Annotated in this window: 15 protein-coding genes; 10 read left to right on the forward strand and 5 right to left on the reverse strand. The window is 68.8% G+C overall.

What is annotated here, in order from left to right:
* The first annotated feature begins 85 nt into the window (after positions 1–85).
* On the forward strand, positions 86–994 hold the full coding sequence (locus tag V6M51_RS22130; protein WP_332770399.1) for a PAS domain-containing protein: 909 nt from the start codon (positions 86–88) through the stop codon (positions 992–994).
* Here the strand turns inward: V6M51_RS22130 and V6M51_RS22135 are convergent.
* Positions 991–2,583 carry an ABC-F family ATP-binding cassette domain-containing protein gene (locus tag V6M51_RS22135; protein ID WP_332770400.1) on the reverse strand — a complete coding sequence of 531 codons (1,593 nt, stop codon included), beginning with the start codon at positions 2,581–2,583 and terminating at the stop codon, positions 991–993. The two genes, V6M51_RS22130 and V6M51_RS22135, sit on opposite strands and share 4 nt — an antisense overlap.
* Before the next feature lie 251 nt (positions 2,584–2,834).
* On the opposite strand from V6M51_RS22135, the gene ada reads away from it, so the two are divergent.
* From ada to V6M51_RS22155, 4 genes are all read left to right on the forward strand, one after another.
* A complete protein-coding gene (gene ada, locus V6M51_RS22140) occupies positions 2,835–3,884 on the forward strand; it encodes a bifunctional DNA-binding transcriptional regulator/O6-methylguanine-DNA methyltransferase Ada (RefSeq protein ID WP_332770401.1) in 1,050 nt (349 codons plus the stop codon).
* Complete coding sequence (locus V6M51_RS22145; protein WP_332770402.1) at positions 3,881–4,612, forward strand: 2OG-Fe(II) oxygenase; 732 nt, start codon at positions 3,881–3,883, stop codon at positions 4,610–4,612. Before ada ends, V6M51_RS22145 begins: the two co-directional genes overlap by 4 nt.
* A gap of 18 nt (positions 4,613–4,630) precedes the next feature.
* The gene (locus V6M51_RS22150; RefSeq protein ID WP_332770403.1) at positions 4,631–5,101 is read left to right on the forward strand and encodes a DUF1203 domain-containing protein; all 471 of its coding nucleotides are present in this window, start codon (positions 4,631–4,633) and stop codon (positions 5,099–5,101) included.
* Between the two features lie 63 nt (positions 5,102–5,164).
* A complete protein-coding gene (locus V6M51_RS22155) occupies positions 5,165–6,370 on the forward strand; it encodes a dipeptidase (RefSeq protein ID WP_332770404.1) in 1,206 nt (401 codons plus the stop codon).
* Positions 6,371–6,881: 511 nt separating this feature from the next.
* Here the strand turns inward: V6M51_RS22155 and V6M51_RS22160 are convergent.
* The 3 genes from V6M51_RS22160 to V6M51_RS22170 all read right to left on the reverse strand — a co-directional run bounded on the left by V6M51_RS22160 (position 6,882) and on the right by V6M51_RS22170 (position 9,123).
* Complete coding sequence (locus tag V6M51_RS22160) at positions 6,882–7,589, reverse strand: hypothetical protein (RefSeq protein WP_332770405.1); 708 nt, start codon at positions 7,587–7,589, stop codon at positions 6,882–6,884.
* Positions 7,590–7,823: 234 nt separating this feature from the next.
* Positions 7,824–8,393 (reverse strand): OmpA family protein, encoded by a 570-nt coding sequence (locus V6M51_RS22165; RefSeq protein ID WP_332770406.1) that lies wholly within the window; start codon positions 8,391–8,393, stop codon positions 7,824–7,826.
* A gap of 157 nt (positions 8,394–8,550) precedes the next feature.
* Positions 8,551–9,123, reverse strand: a complete 573-nt coding sequence (locus V6M51_RS22170) for an OmpA family protein (protein WP_332770407.1) — start codon at positions 9,121–9,123, stop codon at positions 8,551–8,553.
* Between the two features lie 218 nt (positions 9,124–9,341).
* On the opposite strand from V6M51_RS22170, the gene V6M51_RS22175 reads away from it, so the two are divergent.
* From V6M51_RS22175 to uvrA, 5 genes are all read left to right on the forward strand, one after another.
* Positions 9,342–9,725, forward strand: coding sequence for a GntR family transcriptional regulator (locus V6M51_RS22175; RefSeq protein WP_332770408.1), 384 nt, complete (start codon positions 9,342–9,344; stop codon positions 9,723–9,725).
* Between the two features lie 4 nt (positions 9,726–9,729).
* The gene (locus V6M51_RS22180) at positions 9,730–10,608 is read left to right on the forward strand and encodes an ABC transporter ATP-binding protein (protein ID WP_332770409.1); all 879 of its coding nucleotides are present in this window, start codon (positions 9,730–9,732) and stop codon (positions 10,606–10,608) included.
* Complete coding sequence (locus V6M51_RS22185; RefSeq protein WP_332770410.1) at positions 10,605–11,498, forward strand: hypothetical protein; 894 nt, start codon at positions 10,605–10,607, stop codon at positions 11,496–11,498. The genes V6M51_RS22180 and V6M51_RS22185 overlap by 4 nt, the downstream gene beginning before the upstream one ends.
* 24 nt (positions 11,499–11,522) lie before the next feature.
* Complete coding sequence (locus tag V6M51_RS22190) at positions 11,523–12,356, forward strand: DUF2306 domain-containing protein (RefSeq protein WP_332770411.1); 834 nt, start codon at positions 11,523–11,525, stop codon at positions 12,354–12,356.
* 270 nt (positions 12,357–12,626) lie between these two features.
* Positions 12,627–15,527, forward strand: a complete 2,901-nt coding sequence (gene uvrA / locus V6M51_RS22195) for an excinuclease ABC subunit UvrA (protein ID WP_332770412.1) — start codon at positions 12,627–12,629, stop codon at positions 15,525–15,527.
* Between the two features lie 227 nt (positions 15,528–15,754).
* Here the strand turns inward: uvrA and V6M51_RS22200 are convergent, their stop codons facing one another.
* The gene (locus V6M51_RS22200; RefSeq protein ID WP_332770413.1) at positions 15,755–16,300 is read right to left on the reverse strand and encodes a methylated-DNA--[protein]-cysteine S-methyltransferase; all 546 of its coding nucleotides are present in this window, start codon (positions 16,298–16,300) and stop codon (positions 15,755–15,757) included.
* Positions 16,301–16,374 lie beyond the last annotated feature (74 nt).

Here is a 16,374-nt window from a genome sequence, read left to right on the forward strand (position 1 = left end):
CTTAGGTCAATATGAAGGTCATCTTGCCGAAAACGAAACACGTAAATTCCGAATATTTCGCAACATTAGTAGTGGCGATCCATCTATGAGCAATGCGTACGGAGACGGTCAGGTCGTTACGGCCGGCGACATCAGCAGGAATTTCGGCCTCTGGCAGGACAAGGCCCTATCCGGCCCGGTGATGGTCACCCACCATGGGAGATCCAGGGTGGTGCTGGTCTCCGCGGAACACTACGCGGCGCTGGAAGCTGGCGGCGTCGCAGCCCGCGGACCTGACAGGGGTCAGGCTGGCTTCGAAACCAGCCTGGCCGCGGTCCTGGATCACACCGGCGAAGGCTTCATGGCGCTCGACGCCCGTCTGCACGTGACGGCCGTCAACCACGTCTTCAAGGCCCTCGTCGGACTGAGTTCCTCGCAGATCATCGGCCGCTGCTGGGAGGAGCTGTTCGCCGCCACGGCCCAGTCAGTGATCGGCGAACAGCTTCGTCGCGCCCTGCGCTCTGGCGAGGCCGTGGACTTCGAGGCCGTGACCGACTCCCTTTCCGGCCGCCGATACGCGATCCGCGCCTTCCCCTATCCGGGCGGCGTCGCGGCCCTGATCCTCAACAAGACCGCCGAACGCGAGATGCACCGCGAGTTGCAGGCGGCGAAGGCCTCGGAGGCCGCGCTCTCGGCTCTGTCCCAAGTGATGATCGTGCGACTGAACGTTCGCGGCGTCCTCGCGGAAGTGGGCTCCGACTTCGCTTCGCTCACCGGCTTCTCCCGCGAGGAGTTGCTGACCTGCCGCCTGGCCGATGTCATCCAGCCTCGCGACCGGGTGGCGCTCAACCGCGTGCTCGAGGAGCTGCTGCAGGGGTCGGGGCCGCGCGAGTTCGCCACCACCCTGCTCGTGAAGAATGGCGACGAACGGCCTGTCCGGATCGGCGCCGCGGCGATCCTGAACGACTTGAGCCCCGACGGCGTGGTCGCGGCCCTGAGCCTGGTCGGCGACTAGGTCGGCGCAGGAAGCACCAACTCCTCGTCGACGCCGACGGCGTCGAGGAAGTCGCGGTCGTGGCTGACGAGCAGCATGGCGCCGTCATAGCCCCGCAGCGCGGCCTCCATGGCGGCGATCGAGTCGAGGTCCAGGTGGTTGGTCGGCTCGTCCAGGATCAGCAGCCGCGGCGGATGCTCCGACATGAGGACGCAGGCCAGGGCCGCGCGCAGGCGCTCTCCGCCGCTCAGCGAGGCCACGGTCTTGGCCGCCGCCGCGTTACGGAACAGGAACCGGGCCAGGGCGGCCCGGGCCGCATTGTCGGTGGCCTCCGGATTCAGACGCAGGAACGCCTCCACCAGCGTCTCGTCGTCGGCCAACAGGTCGGTGCGCTGGTCCAGCAGGGCCGCGCGGACCCCGGCCGTGACCTTGCCTCGCGTGGGGGCGAGGTGGCCGACCGCCAGCCTGATCAGGGTGCTCTTGCCCGAGCCGTTCGGCCCGGTGACCGCCAGTCGCCGCGGCCCGGTCATCCGGAACGAGACGCCCGACAGCAGCGGCGCCCCGCCGGGCCAGGCGAAGCCGACCTCCTCGAAGGCGAGCACGGTCTTGCCGGCGGCGAGCCCAGAGGGCGGCAGGTCGAAGGCCAGCCGGCGCAGGCGCTCCACCCGGCCCTGGGCCTCCGCGAGGCCAGCGTCAGCCTCGGCGGCCTGGCGCTGGGCCAGCAGGTTGGCGCGGCCGCCGGAGTTTTCGGCGCGCTCTTTCCGGGCCCCGAGCAGGATCTTCGGGGCGTCGCCCTTGGCCGCATCGCGGCGCCCGGCGGCGTCGCGGCGGGCCTTCTTTTCACGGGCCTCCTGAGCCTCGCGGCCGACCCGCGCCTGGGCTCGCTCCGCCTCGGCCAGGTCGCGGGCCGCGGCGGCTTCCTCCTCGGCCTTGCGCAGGGCGTAGACGTCGTAGTTCCCGCCATGGACCCTGGCGCCGAGGCTGGTCAGGTCGACGATCCGGTCCATCTGGCGCAACAGGCCGCGGTCGTGGCTGACCACGATGGCCCCGCCCTTCCAGCCGGCCAGGACCTCGGCGACCAGGGCGCGAGCCTCGGCGTCCAGATTGTTGGTGGGCTCGTCCAGCAGCAGCAGGTCGGGCTCCGACGCCAGCAGGCCCGCCAGGGCGGCGCGGGTCGCCTGGCCGCCGCTCAGCGAGGCCGCCGGCCTTCGCGGATCGAGCCCCGCCAAGCCCACCTGGGCGAAGGCGGCGTCAAGCCGCGCCTCCAGGGCCCAATCGGCTTCCGCGAAGTCGGCTTCGGCGCCCGCCCCAGCCTCGATACGGGCCAGCCGCGCCAAGGGCTCGGCCAGCCCCAGCAGATCGGCGACACTGGCGCCGTGGGCCGGCGCCACGGCCTGGCGCAGGACGCCGATCCGGCCGCGCACGCTTACAGCCCCCGAGGCCGGGACGAGTTCGCCCAGGATCAGGCCGACCAGACTGGTCTTGCCAACGCCGTTGCGCCCCACGAGGCCGGTGCGCTCGGCCCCGAAGGCGAGGGTCAGGTTGTCGAAAAGGCTGCGGCCGTCGGGGGTCTTATAGGACAGGCCGTCGATTGTGACGAAGTTGGGCATGGTCGACCTTGGAAACGGTGGCGTTGCGGACGAAGCGGGTGTCGCGCGCACGTTCCATGGTCGGGCCTCCTTCAACGGTCGGGCGGATATAGGCTGTCGGCCGGGCCTTCGCAATTCGCGGTTTTCGGACTCCTCCCTCCACCGGGTCTTGCGGCGGTCCACGAGGAGGTCGATTTGAAAGCAAGAGGCGGAGTTCGCCGCCGTTCCACAGGACCTATTCCATCGAGGACACGATCGATGGAGCAACCGAGATGCAGATCGCAACCGACGAAGGCCGCTGGGCCGCCGTGCTCGCCAAGGATCACGCCGCCGACGACCTGTTCTTCTATTCCGTGCGCACGACAGGGGTCTATTGCCGGCCCTCGTGCGCGGCCCGCCCGGCCCGGCGCGAGAACGTGGCCTTCCACCTGACAACCGCCGACGCCAAGGCCGCGGGCTTCCGCCCCTGCAAGCGCTGCCGTCCCGACGAGCCGCCGATGGCCGAGCGCCACGCGGCCATGGTCGGCGAAGCCTGCCGCGCCATCGAGGCCGCCGAGGAGGTCCCCAGCCTGGCGACCTTGTCGGGGCTGGCAGGCATGAGCCCCTACCACTTCCACCGGGTGTTCAAGTCGATCACCGGAGTCACGCCCAAGGCCTATGCCGAGAGCCACCGCACCCGGAAGGTGCGCGAGGCCCTGACCTCCGGCGGCACGGTGACCGAGGCCATCTACGACGCCGGGTTCAACTCGGGTGGCCGCTTCTACGCCAAGTCGGCCCAAGTGCTGGGCATGACTCCCACCCGCTTCCGCGCCGGGGGCGAGACGGCGACGATCAAGTTCGCCATCGGCGAGTGCTCGCTGGGCGCCATCCTGGTGGCGGCCACCGAGGTCGGGATCTGCTCGATCCTGCTGGGCGACGATCCCGAGGCCCTGGTCCGCGACCTGCAGGACCGCTTCGACCGGGCGACCCTGGTCGGGGCCGATCCCGAGTTCGAGGCCCTGGTGGCCAAGGTGGTGGGCTTCGTCGAGCAGCCGGGCCTCGGCCTCGACCTGCCGTTGGACGTGCGCGGCACCGCCTTCCAGCAACGCGTCTGGCAGGCCCTGCGCGACATCCCGGCCGGCGAGACCGCGGGTTATCTGGACATCGCCAACCGGATCGGTTCGCCCAAGGCGGTCCGCGCCGTGGCCCAGGCCTGCGCGGCCAACCCTATCGCCGTGGCCATTCCCTGCCACCGGGTGGTGCGCACAGACGGGGCGCTCTCCGGCTATCGCTGGGGCGTGGAGCGCAAGCGCGCCCTGTTGGACCGGGAGGCCGCGGCATGAGCGCCCTGGCCATCACCCCGCGCTCGGTGGAGGGCCGCGTCGGCGCCCTCGACTGGGCCGCCGCTCACGCCAGCCTGGACGCCCAGGGCAGCGCCGTGCTGCCGGGCCTACTGAGCCCTGAGCAATGCCGCGCCGTGGCCGGCCTCTATGACCAAGAGGCCGGGTTCCGCAGCCGGGTGGTCATGGGCCGCCATGGCTTCGGGCGGGGCGAGTACCGCTACTTCGCCTATCCCCTGCCCGATCTGGTGGCAGGCCTGCGCGCGGCGCTCTATCCGCGGCTCGTGGATATCGCCAATCGCTGGAACGCCCAGATGGGGATCGCCGTCCGCTATCCCGACGACCATGCCGCATTCCTGGAACGCTGCCACGCGGCGGGCCAGACGCGGCCGACGCCCCTGCTGCTGCAGTACCAGGCCGGCGACTACAACTGCCTGCACCAGGACCTCTATGGCGAGCACGTCTTCCCGCTGCAGGTCGCGGTCCTGCTGTCGGAGCCCGGCCTCGACTTCACCGGCGGCGAGTTCGTGCTGACCGAACAGCGGCCGCGCATGCAGTCACGCGTCGAGGTCGCCCCCCTGCGCCAGGGCGACGCCCTGGTCTTCGCCGTCCACCACCGGCCGGTGCAGGGAACCCGCGGGAGCTATCGGGTCAATCTGCGCCACGGGGTCAGCCAGGTGCGCAGCGGCCATCGCCACACCCTCGGCGTCATTTTCCACGACGCCCTCTAGGTCTTTCGGAGCAAAACCATGTCCTTCGTCATCACCGGCCTGCCGGTCGAGGAGTTTCGCCCGCTGTTCGGGCTTTCCGACGCCGATCTCGCCGCCCGCGGGATCATCCGCCAGACCGCCACCGCTCCCATCGGCTTCCCGTGTCGGATCACCCTGGAGGACGCTCGGGAAGGTGAGACCTTGCTGCTGCTGAACTACGAGCACCAGCCCGCCGACAGCCCCTATCGCTCGCGACACGCCATATTCGTCAATGAGCGGGCGACGGAGACCCGCCGCGCCGTGGACGAAATCCCCGGATGCCTGGCGGTGCGCCCCCAGATCGCCCTGCGGGCCTATGACCAGGCCGGGATGATGACCGCCGCCGAGATCTCGCCAGGCGCGGACCTGGCTCCGGTGATCGATCGGATGCTCGCCGATGCGCGGGTGGCCTATCTGCATGCCCACAATGCGGGCCGCGGCTGTTTCGCGGCGCGGATCGACCGCGCCTGAGGCTTGCGAAGCCCGCGTCGAACCCCGAAGGTTCGGCCTCGTTCATTTCGGGGAGAGGCGTTGGTGTTCAAGTTTGGTCTTCCGCTCGCGGTCCTTCTGGCCGGCGCGGCCCCGGCGCTCGCCGCCAGTCCCGCCACCAAGGTCCTGCATGAGAACCTCATCGTGCTGGACACCCATTTCGACACGCCGGCCAACGCCGCGGTCCCGGGCTTCGACATCCGCGCCCGGCACACGGCCGCCGACGGCAGCCAGGTGGATTATCCGCGCATGGTCGAGGGCGGGGTCGACGGTGGCTTCTTCGTGATCTTCACGCCCCAGGGCGCGCGCGGCGTGGCCGGAAACGCCGCGGCCCGCGACCACGGCCTGCTGCGCGCGGCGGTGATCCGCGAGATGGTGGCCAAGAACAACGACCTGTTCGCCCTGGCCACCAGGGCCGAGGAGGCCGAGACCATCTCCAAGGCTGGCAAGCGGTTCGTCTATATCAGCATCGAAAATTCGTCTCCCGTCGCGGGCGACCTGTCGCTGATGAAGACCTTCCACGCCCTGGGCGTGCGGATGATGGGCCCGATCCACGTGCTCAACAACGACCTGGGCGACAGCGCCACCGACCCCAAGGGCCCCGAATGGGGCGGCCTCTCGCCACTCGGGAAAGAGTTTGTGGCCGAGGCCAACCGCCTGGGCGTCCTGATCGATGCCAGCCACGCCTCCGACCTGGTCCTCGACCAGATCCTCGAACTCTCGAAGGCGCCGATCATCCTGAGCCACACCGGCGCCAAGGCGGTCTACAACCATCCGCGCAATATCGACGACGATCGACTGCGCGCCTTGGCCGCCAAGGGCGGGGTGATCCAGATCAACGCCTTCAGCGGCTACATGATCGACGTGCCCAAGAACCCCGAGCGCGACGCCGCCCTGGCCGAGCTGACCAAGACCTATGGTTCCCCCCGCGACGTGCCCGCCGACAAGCGCGAGGCCTACAGGGCCGCCCGCGCCGCCATCGACGCGAAATATCCCCTGCCGCGCGCCAATATCGACCACCTGGTGAAGCACATCCTGCACGCGGCCGAGGTGGCCGGTAAGGACCACATCGGCCTCTCCGGCGACCTGGACGGCGGCGGCGGCGTCGAGGGCTTCAATGACGTGGCCGACTATCCGGCCCTGACGGAGCGCCTGGTCAAGGCGGGCTTCAGCAAGGACGACCTGGCTAAGTTCTGGGGCGGCAACGCGCTGCGCGTACTCAAGGAGGCCGACCGGCTGAAGGCCCAGTAGCCGCGCGGCCCCTCCTCCCAATTTCGTGAGAGGCACGCGGCGCAGCTATGTCGGGTGTCGGATAGACCCGCCCCGACCGCGCGCGCCCACTGGCCGCCGTGGAAAGTTATCGCCTCTTCTTCACAGACCGTGGCGGTCACGTTCTGGCGGCTGCGGAGTTCATCTGTCCCGACGATCACGCGGCGAGGCAGGCCGCCGAGGTGCGGCGGGACGGACGTGCGATGGAATTGTGGAGCCTCGATCGCGTCGTCGAGAGATATGCGGCCACAGGCCTGCCCGGTCGTCCCGCATAGGGCGTCGCGCAGGACTGGTCGACGGAGTGGCCGCGGTCGTCGCCTTGGGGGGGACGACCGCTTCGCGCGATCCCCCCGGATCGCGCCTCAGTCCTGGGGTTTGGAGCGCAGACCAGCTTATCGCGTTCAATTCAGGGGCTGACTGGGAGGCCCGCTTCCGCTTCGGCGGGGGCGGGCCTCCTCGTTTCAGCGCCCTCCCGCCACGAGCGGCGCGGGACCTAGTCGCCGCCCCGGGCGCCCGCGCGCGCGAACAGCAGGTCCGACCAGCGCCAACTGTCCGATCCGACCACCAGCCGCGCGGAGCCCGGCTCGTCGCGCAGGGTGATCAGCACCAGACCCCGCACCCGTTCGGACCGGCAGGCCGGCGGCGCGAAGCCGACCTCCCACATGATCACCTCCCGGACGGCGGCGAGCCCGCCCCCCTCCTGGCTGGGATGCCGCACCCAGTCGCCGTTCCAGACCATGATCGGCCGGCCGCCATGAGCCTTGGCGACGGCGGCCTGGACCATGGCGTCCTTGCGCAAGGCCGCCTGCAGCCGCCGCAGCATGTTGCAGTCGCCGCCGCCCGAGGGGGCGCCTGAGCCCGCGGTCGCCGCGCCAGCCAGCTGCGCGTCGCTCACCTCCAGCCCATTGTCCACGCTCGGCGTGTTTGCCGCCGGCAGGGGCGTGATCGTGCGGGGCGCCGGGGTTTGCCGGAACGCCGTCCGCTTTGGCGGGGACTTGGCCGGGGCCGGCGGCTCGGGTTTCGCCTCCGGCGCCGGCGGCGTCACCTCTTCCTTCGGCAGCGGGATCTCGACCTTGGGCGGCGGCGGCGGCGTGAACAGTTCCACCGTGATGGGTTCGGGATCGGGCGCCCTGGGCGCCGGCGACTCGGGCGAAAACACCGTCAGCACGATCGCCAGGTGCAGCGCGATGCTGAACGCCACCACGATCGCATGACGTCGCTTCCTGAACCTCTGGCGCGTTCGCGTCTCAAGGTCCCACAAGCCTTGCGACGCCTGATCGGCGGCAGGTTCCTGGCCGGGGTCGCTCATGCGGCTGCTCCGGCGGCGACGCCCCGTCCGGGGCGCGCGCCTATCTGGGTTCGCCTGATCATGCGGGCTCCAAATGTCGTCGCCGCCCCTAGATCACGCCCAGGCGCCCGGATCGTGGCGGGGCGCCTAGGTCAGGACGATCAGCACCACCCGGCGATTGGCCTGCCGGCCGGCCTGGTCGGTATTGGGCGCCACCGGCGCGTCGGCGCCGTAGGAGATGGCGCCGATCCGGTTGAGCGCGACGCCCTGCCGGTTCAGATAGCGGCGCACCGCCTCGGCCCGCTGCTCGCCCAGGCGATAGTTGCCCTCGGGCGAACCGGTGGAGTCCGTGTGGCCCTGCACCTCGATATAGACGTTGCGGTTTTCGCTCTTCAGCTTGGCGACGAAGGCGTCGAGCCGCGTCATGGCTTCGGGCGACAGCGTCGCCTTGGACACTTCGAACTTCATGCTGTCGTCGGACAACACCTCGGAATAGACGAACTTGCCTTCCGCCAGCTTGCCCGCCGCGGTGGCGCGCTCCAGCGCCTCGCGGCTGGTCCGGTCCAGGCCGACCAGTCGCGTCTCGTGACCCGCGACCTTGCCGTCGACAAGGCCGACCTGCTGGTTGACGTAGTCCTTGGTGGCGCAGCCACCCAGGCTCACGACGCCCAACAACGCCGCCGCCGCGACCGCCAACTTCGACGCATGCCAGTTCATGAAAGTCCCTCCGCCTCGGTTCATCCGAACCGCCGTCAACCTTTTCAATGGCCGAGTCCATCGGGTTCGAAAAGGACGGATTGCAGGCGCCGCCCAACCGTGACGCAGAGTCGAGCCGCCCGCTGAGGCGGGGGCTCAACCTCAACGGGCGCAAGGCCTAGGACAGGACGATCAACACCACCCGCCGGTTGGCCTGCCTGCCGGCGCGGTCGGTGTTCGGAGCCACCGGCGCCTCGGCGCCGAAGGAAATGGTTCCGATGCGATTCAGGGCGACGCCCTTCTGGCTCAGATAGCGGCGTACCGCCTCGGCCCGTTGCTCGCCCAGCCGATAGGCCGCCGTGCTCTTGGCTTCCGAGGCGTCGGTGTGCCCCTGGATCTCCACATAGACATTGCGGTTTTCGCTGATCAGCTTGCCGGCCAGGGCGTCGAGCCGGGCTTGGGCCTCAGGGGTCAGGGTCGCCTTGGCGGCCGGGAACTTCAGGCTGTCGTCGGACAGAACCTGCGAATAGGCGAACTTGCCTTCGGCCAGCTTGCCGGCGGCGTCCGCCCGCTGCAGCGCCTCACGCGCCGTGGCGTCCACGCCCGATATCCTCGCATCGTGCGCGACGACCTTGGCGTCGACGACGCCGACCTGCGTGTTGACGTACTCCTTGGTGGCGCAGGCGCTCAGGCTCACCGCCCCGAACATCATCGCTCCCGCGATCACCATCTTCGACGCATGTTGAATCATGTCGGTCTCTCCGAGGCGGTCCGTGTGACCGCGGTGAGGCTTAAACGCAGATCATCGCATCTGGTTCGAAGCTGCGACGCGCCGCCGCAGTCAAGCTGTCCGACAAGGGGGGCTTGCCTCTTCAAGGTGTTATAGTTAGATATAACACCAGTTCAGCATTTGGATGAGGCCGGGGGGCCCCATGCGCCAGTCTCGGACGAGGCCCTTCGGAACAGACGATGGATCCAGAGTGGAACGACAGTCAGCCGATCTACCGCCAGATTCGCGACCGGGTCGTCGCCATGATCCTCGACGACGTGCTCAAGGAGGGCGACCCGCTGCCGTCTGTCCGCAATGTCGCGACCGAGTCGCGGGTCAATCCGCTGACCGTGCTGAAGGCCTATCAGCAGCTGGTCGACGAGGATCTCGTCGAGAAGCGGCGCGGCCTGGGCATGTTCGTCCGGCCCGGCGCGAGGGACCTGCTGCTCCAGGCCGAGCGGAAAAAATTCCTGGCCGACCAGTGGCCCGAGATCCACGCGACCATCCAGCGGCTAGGGCTCGCCGAGGATCTGCTGGGCGGGCCCAAGGCTCGCCGCCCCGCCACCCCGCGCGGGAAGGGCTGACGCCATGGCCTGCATAGAAGCCCGCGGCCTGCGCAAGGCCTATGGCAAGACCCTCGCCCTGGACGGCGTCGACCTCCGCGTCGAGGCTGGCCGCATTCTAGGCCTCATCGGTCCCAACGGCGCCGGCAAGAGCACCGCCCTCCAGGCGATCCTGGGCCTGACGACCTATCAGGGCGATCTCAGGGTGCTGGGTCGCGATCCCTGGAACGACCGCGGCCAGCTCATGGCCGACATCTGCTTCATCGCCGACGTCGCCGTCCTGCCTCGCTGGCTGCGCGTGTCCCAGGCCCTGGACTACATGGCCGGCGTTCATCCGCGCTTCGATCGGGCCAAGGCCGAGGGCTTCCTGGCCAGGACGATGATCAAGTCCGCCAGCAAGGTGCGGGAGCTCTCCAAGGGCATGGTCGCCCAACTGCACCTGGCCCTGGTGATGGCGGTCGACGCCAAGCTGCTGGTGCTGGACGAACCCACGCTCGGCCTCGACCTGCTCTATCGCAAGTCGTTCTACGACTCGCTGCTGAACGACTATTTCGACCACAACCGCACGATCGTGGTCTCCACCCACCAGGTGGAGGAGATCCAGCACATCCTCACCGACGTGGTGTTCCTGGACCGGGGCCGTGTGGTGCTGGACTGCAGCATGGAGGACTTCGAGGTCCGCTACCGCGAGGTGCTGGTGGGTCCCGAACAGCTCGCCGCGGCGCGGGCGCTGGGGCCGATCCACGAACGCCAGCTGTTCGGCCGCGGCATCCTGATCTTCGACGGTGTCGAGCACGACCGGCTCGCGCCGCTCGGCGAGGTGCGCAAACCCAGCCTCGCCGACCTGTTCGTCGCGGTGATGGAGCCCCGGACCGCCGCTGGGACGCAGGAGAACGCGGCATGAGCGCCGAACCCGCCGAAAGCCCCGCCGCGCCGCGCAAGGTCCGCCCCTTCTACTGGTCGGTGCGCCGCGAGCTCTGGGAGAACCGATCGATCTACCTGGCGCCCGCCGTCATCGCCGCCGTGGTGCTGTTCGGCTTCCTGGTCAGCACGTTCCGCCTGACGCGCAGCCTGCGCGCCGCCATGGCGGGCGTCGAGCGGGACGGCCTGATGATGCCCTATGCCGCCACCGCCTTCGTGGTCCTGGCGACCTCGATGATCGTGGCGGTGTTCTACAGCCTGGGCGCGCTGCAGGGCGAACGCCGCGACCGCAGCATCCTGTTCTGGAAGTCGCTGCCGGTTTCCGACGCCGTCACCGTGCTCTCGAAGGCCAGCATCCCGGTCCTTGTCCTGCCGATCATCGCCTTCGCGGTGATTATCGGCGCGAACCTGATCATGCTGATCTGGAGCATGGTCGTCGCGCTGCTGAACGGCATCAATCCCGGCGAACTCTGGGGCCGCCTGCCGCTGGCCTTCATGTGGCTGGTGCTGGGGATCAGTCTGCCGTTCCTGGCCCTGTGGTTCGCGCCGGTCTTCGCCTGGCTCATCCTGGTCTCGGCCTGGGCGCGGCGGATGACCATCCTGTGGGCCCTGGGCCCCCCGGTCGCCTTGGGCATCGTCGAGCGCATGGCGTTCGGAACCTCCCACGTCTCAAACCTGCTGGAGCGGCGCCTGACCGGCGGCTTCACCGAGGCCTTCAGCGCCAAGGGCCAAGCCAAGGCCCCGGTCGACAGCGTCGAGGCCTTCGACCCCGCGCGCCTTGTCTTCCTGGGCGACCTCTGGGTCGGGCTGGCGCTAGCCGCCCTCTTCCTCTTCGCCGCGATCCGGCTGCGCCGTTCCCGCGACCCCATCTGACCCCGCCGCCACAGGAGAAGCCTGATGACCGCAACCGTGTTGACCCCGGCGTCCAGGGCCAAGCCAGCCGCGGCCGGCGCTCTGGAGGCCGCCGCCAAGCTCTGGTTCGCCGCGGCCGTGATCGGCCAGGGGCTCTTCGTTTTCTACATTCTGGCGGCCTACGGCCCCACGACGCTGTCGGGTGATTTCGCGGCCTGGAACCAGAACAAGCAGCTCCTCAAGGGCTATGTGCCCGGCGACACCGCCGGCAACCTCGCATTCGCCGCCCACGTGCTGATGGCGGCGGTGGTGACCTTCGGCGGCACCCTACAGCTCGTGCCCCAGATCCGCGCCCGGGCGCCCGCGGTCCACCGCTGGATCGGCCGCGCCTTCCTTTCCACCGCGATCCTGGCCAGCCTGGTCGGCCTCTACATGGTCTGGGTCCGGCCGACCGGCGACAGCGGCGCCAACGCCATCGCCATCTCGCTGGACGCCGTGCTAATCCTGACCTTCGCGGGCCTGGCCTGGCGCACCGCCATGGCGCGCGATTTCGTCCGCCATCGGCGCTGGGCGATGCGCACCTTCATGGTCGCCAACGGGGTCTGGTTCCTGCGGCTGGGGATCGTCGCCTACGGCTTCATCAGCAAGCCGTTCGGTGACGCCGCGCCCAGCATGGGAACCTTCTTCGACATCTGGAATTTCGGCTGCTACCTCGTCCCCCTAGCCATCCTGGAGCTCTACTTCCTCGCCAAGGCCCGCGGCGGGCCTCGCGGACGATTGGCGATGGCCGGTGGCCTCGTCACCGCCACCGGGTTGATGAGCCTCGGCATCGCCGGCACGTGGTTCGGGATGTTCGCGCCGGTGCTCGCCAAGCTCTGAAGTCCCAAGCCGGCTCCGCGGCCGGGACCGTCGGGATCGCATCAGCCGCGGCACTCCCGCGTGGGGGCGAGGGCATGCGCCCGACCGCCCTACTGACAACACTGCTGACAGGTTTTGACACTCGGCCGGACTAGGACTCCCCGCGAGGCTCGACGAGAAGCTGAAATGCGACGTTTGTTCGCATAATGTTCCTGTGTTATCGCTGAGTCTCGGAACTACATTAGGCGGGGCCCGCTGAGCGCAGGGGGCGGATATCGTTTCCGGAAAAACATGGCCGAACAGCTTAACTTCATCCGCGTGCGCGGGGCGCGTGAGCACAATCTGAAGAACGTCAGCGTGGACATTCCGCGCGGCGAACTGGTGGTGCTGACCGGACTTTCGGGCTCGGGCAAGAGCTCTCTGGCCTTCGACACCATCTATGCCGAGGGGCAGCGGCGCTATGTCGAGTCCCTGTCGGCCTACGCCCGCCAGTTCCTGGAGCTGATGAGCAAGCCCGACGTGGACCTCATCGAGGGCCTGTCGCCGGCCATCTCCATCGAACAGAAGACCACCAGCCGCAATCCGCGCTCGACGGTCGGCACGGTCACCGAGATCCACGACTATATGCGCCTGCTGTGGGCCCGGGTGGGCGTGCCCTATTCGCCGGCCACCGGCCTGCCCATCGAGAGCCAGACCGTCTCGATGATGGTCGACAAGCTGGTCGCCCTGCCCGAGGGCGAACGGCTCTACCTGTTGGCCCCCGTGGTGCGCGGTCGCAAAGGCGAGTACCGCAAGGAGATCGCCGAGTGGCAGAAGTCCGGCTTCCAGCGCCTGAAGATCGACGGGGAGTTCTATCCCATCGAGGACGCCCCGGTGCTGGACAAGAAGTTCAAGCACGACATCGACATCGTGGTGGACCGGCTGGTGACCAAGCCCGGCCTCGAGACCCGCTACGCCGACAGCATCGAGACGGCGCTGAAGCTGGCCGACGGCATCGCCGTGGCGGAATGGGCCGACAAGGCCGAGGGCGAGGAAGAACCTAGACGCCTGCTGTTCTCCGAGAAGTTCGCCTGCCCGGTCTCCGGCTTCACCATCAGCGAGATCGAGCCCCGGCTCTTCTCGTTCAACAATCCCTACGGCGCCTGCCCGGTCTGCGACGGCCTGGGGGCCAAGCTCGCCTTCGACCCCGACATGGTCGTGCCGGACAAGGACAAGACCCTGCACAAGGGCGCTATCGGACCGTGGTCCAAGGGCCCCTCGCCGCTCTACACCCAGACCCTGCAGGCGCTGGCGCGCCACTACGGCTTCTCGATGGACGAGCCTTGGTGGAAGCTCTCGGAGGCCGCCCGGACCGTGGTGCTCTACGGATCGGGGACCGAAAAGATCAAGTTCGTCTATGACGACAACGCCCGGAAGTACGAGGTCAACAAGACCTTCGAAGGCGTGCTGCCCAATCTCGAGCGCCGCTGGCGCGAAACCGACTCCTCCTGGGTGCGCGAGGAACTGGGCCGCTACCAGTCCGAGACCCCCTGCGAAGCCTGCGACGGCTATCGCCTGAAGCCGGAATCCCTGGCCGTGAAGATCGACGGCAGGCATGTGGGCGAGGTCAGCCGGCTCTCCATCCGCCATGCCGGCGAATGGTTCACGGCGCTCAACGACACGCTCAGCGACAAGCAGATGGAGATCGCCCGCCGGATCCTGAAGGAGATCAATGATCGCCTGCGGTTCCTGGTCAATGTGGGCCTGGACTACCTGAACCTCAGCCGCGCCTCGGGCACCCTGTCCGGCGGCGAGAGCCAGCGCATCCGCCTGGCCAGCCAGATCGGCTCAGGCCTGACCGGCGTGCTCTATGTGCTGGACGAGCCCTCCATCGGCCTGCACCAGCGCGACAATTCCCGCCTGCTGGAGAGCCTCAAGGGCCTGCGCGACCTCGGCAACTCGGTCCTGGTGGTCGAGCATGACGAGGAGGCGATCCTGACCGCCGACTATGTCATCGACATGGGCCCGGCCGCGGGCGTCCACGGGGGCGAGATCGTCGCCGAGGGCACGCCGCAAGACGTGATGGACAATCCCGCCAGCCTGACCGGCCAGTACCTGTCGGGGGTCCGCGAGATCGAGCTGCCCGAGGACCGCCGGCCGATCTCCAAGAAGAAGATGCTGCGGGTCATCGGCGCCACCGGCAACAACCTGAAGAACGTGACCGCCGAGATTCCGGCCGGGACCTTCACCTGCATCACCGGGGTGTCGGGCGGCGGCAAGTCGACCTTCACCATCGAAACCCTCTACAAGGCCGCCGCGCGCCGGCTGCACAACGCCTCGGATGCCCCGGCCCCCCACGACCGGATCGAGGGGCTGGAGATGTTCGACAAGGTGATCGACATCGACCAGTCGCCCATCGGGCGCACCCCGCGTTCGAACCCGGCCACCTATACTGGCGCCTTCCAGCCGATCCGCGACTGGTTCGCCGGCCTGCCGGAGTCCAAGGCCCGCGGCTATGGGCCGGGGCGGTTCAGCTTCAACGTCAAGGGCGGCCGCTGCGAGGCCTGCCAGGGCGACGGGCTGATCAAGATCGAGATGCACTTCCTGCCGGACGTCTACGTCACCTGCGATGTCTGCCATGGCAAGCGCTACAATCGCGAGACGCTGGAGGTGCTGTTCAAGGGCAAGTCCATCGCCGAGGTCCTGGACATGACCGTCGAGGAGGCCGCCGACTTCTTCAAGGCGGTGCCGCCGGTGCGCGACAAGATGGAGACCCTGAAGCGGGTGGGCCTGGGCTATGTGAAGGTCGGCCAGTCGGCCACGACGCTTTCGGGCGGCGAGGCCCAGCGGGTGAAGCTCTCCAAGGAGCTGTCGCGCCGCGCAACCGGCAAGACCCTCTACATCCTCGACGAACCGACCACGGGCCTGCACTTCGAGGACGTGAAGAAGCTGCTTGAGGTGCTCCACGAGCTGGCCGACCAGGGCAACACCATGGTGGTCATCGAGCACAATCTGGATGTGGTGAAGACCGCCGACTGGATCGTCGATTTCGGCCCCGAGGGCGGCGACGGCGGCGGCGAGATCGTGGCCCAGGGCAGCCCCGAACAGGTCGCCGCCAACCCGAAGAGCTGGACCGGCCGCTACCTCGCCGAGATCCTCAAGCGCCACGAAGAACGCCGCGGGGCCCGGCGGAAGAAGCTGGTCAGCGCTTAGTTCCCAAAAGGTCAGCCGAGATTCACCTCCTCTCCCCTTTCGAGGGGAGAGGGTAGGGTGAGGGGATGCGGCGCGAAGCGTCGCCCTTCGGCCCATCAACCAGTTCAATGCGGCGGAAACGCCCCCCTCACCCTACCCTCTCCCCCCGAAGACGGGTGGAGAGGAGGTGTTTTTATCGGCTGGCCAAGCGCATCTGTCCCTCCCCGCAAGGAGGAGGGATGTTTGAGCTACAGCCCGCCGAACAGCGGCAGGGTCTCCGGCGCCAGCGCGCCCTCGATCTCCAGCATGCGCATCTTGGTGTCGGTCCCGCCGGGCGCGGAGAACCCACCCTTGCCGCCGCCGGCCGCCAGGACGCGGTGGCAAGGAACCACGATGGGCCAGGGATTGGCGCCTAGCGCCTGGCCGACCGCACGGGAGACCGAGACGTCGCCGATCTCGCGGGCGATCTCGCCATAGGTGCGGGTCTTGCCGGGCGGGATGGCGCGGGCGATCTCGTAGACCCTCAGGTTGAAGGGCGCGACCCCCTGCGTGTCCAGCTCGATCTCCATGAGATCGAGGCGTTCGCCCCGTAGCAGGGCCTGGATGCCGGCGATGGCCGCCTGGACGGTCGGCGGCGGCGCGGCTTCCACCGCCTCGGGAAATCGGCGCGCCAGCTTGGCGCGCGGATCGGAGGGCCCGATCGGCGGCAGATGCACGCCCAGCAGGCCGGCCTCGCCCCAGACCACGCCGCAGGTTCCGACCGCCGTCTCGAAGAGGGTGAAGCCTTGGGTCATGGCGGCAATCTAACACCGGTCGCCGATCGGTTCTCGCGGCTTTCGGACATCGACCTGCCGTAGGGATAATCGCT

Origin of the sequence: Phenylobacterium sp. (genome assembly GCF_036677185.1) — a bacterium.
In the GTDB taxonomy this organism is placed as follows: Bacteria; Pseudomonadota; Alphaproteobacteria; order Caulobacterales; family Caulobacteraceae; genus Phenylobacterium.

Coding starts and splice junctions, on each gene's coding strand:
- V6M51_RS22130 (WP_332770399.1), top strand. CDS start 86: ATGAGCAATGCGTACGGAGACGGTCAGGTCGTTACGGCCGGCGACATC.
- V6M51_RS22135 (WP_332770400.1), bottom strand. CDS start 2,583: ATGCCCAACTTCGTCACAATCGACGGCCTGTCCTATAAGACCCCCGAC.
- ada (WP_332770401.1), top strand. CDS start 2,835: ATGCAGATCGCAACCGACGAAGGCCGCTGGGCCGCCGTGCTCGCCAAG.
- V6M51_RS22145 (WP_332770402.1), top strand. CDS start 3,881: ATGAGCGCCCTGGCCATCACCCCGCGCTCGGTGGAGGGCCGCGTCGGC.
- V6M51_RS22150 (WP_332770403.1), top strand. CDS start 4,631: ATGTCCTTCGTCATCACCGGCCTGCCGGTCGAGGAGTTTCGCCCGCTG.
- V6M51_RS22165 (WP_332770406.1), bottom strand. CDS start 8,393: ATGAACTGGCATGCGTCGAAGTTGGCGGTCGCGGCGGCGGCGTTGTTG.
- V6M51_RS22170 (WP_332770407.1), bottom strand. CDS start 9,123: ATGATTCAACATGCGTCGAAGATGGTGATCGCGGGAGCGATGATGTTC.
- V6M51_RS22175 (WP_332770408.1), top strand. CDS start 9,342: ATGGATCCAGAGTGGAACGACAGTCAGCCGATCTACCGCCAGATTCGC.
- V6M51_RS22180 (WP_332770409.1), top strand. CDS start 9,730: ATGGCCTGCATAGAAGCCCGCGGCCTGCGCAAGGCCTATGGCAAGACC.
- V6M51_RS22185 (WP_332770410.1), top strand. CDS start 10,605: ATGAGCGCCGAACCCGCCGAAAGCCCCGCCGCGCCGCGCAAGGTCCGC.
- V6M51_RS22190 (WP_332770411.1), top strand. CDS start 11,523: ATGACCGCAACCGTGTTGACCCCGGCGTCCAGGGCCAAGCCAGCCGCG.
- uvrA (WP_332770412.1), top strand. CDS start 12,627: ATGGCCGAACAGCTTAACTTCATCCGCGTGCGCGGGGCGCGTGAGCAC.
- V6M51_RS22200 (WP_332770413.1), bottom strand. CDS start 16,300: ATGACCCAAGGCTTCACCCTCTTCGAGACGGCGGTCGGAACCTGCGGC.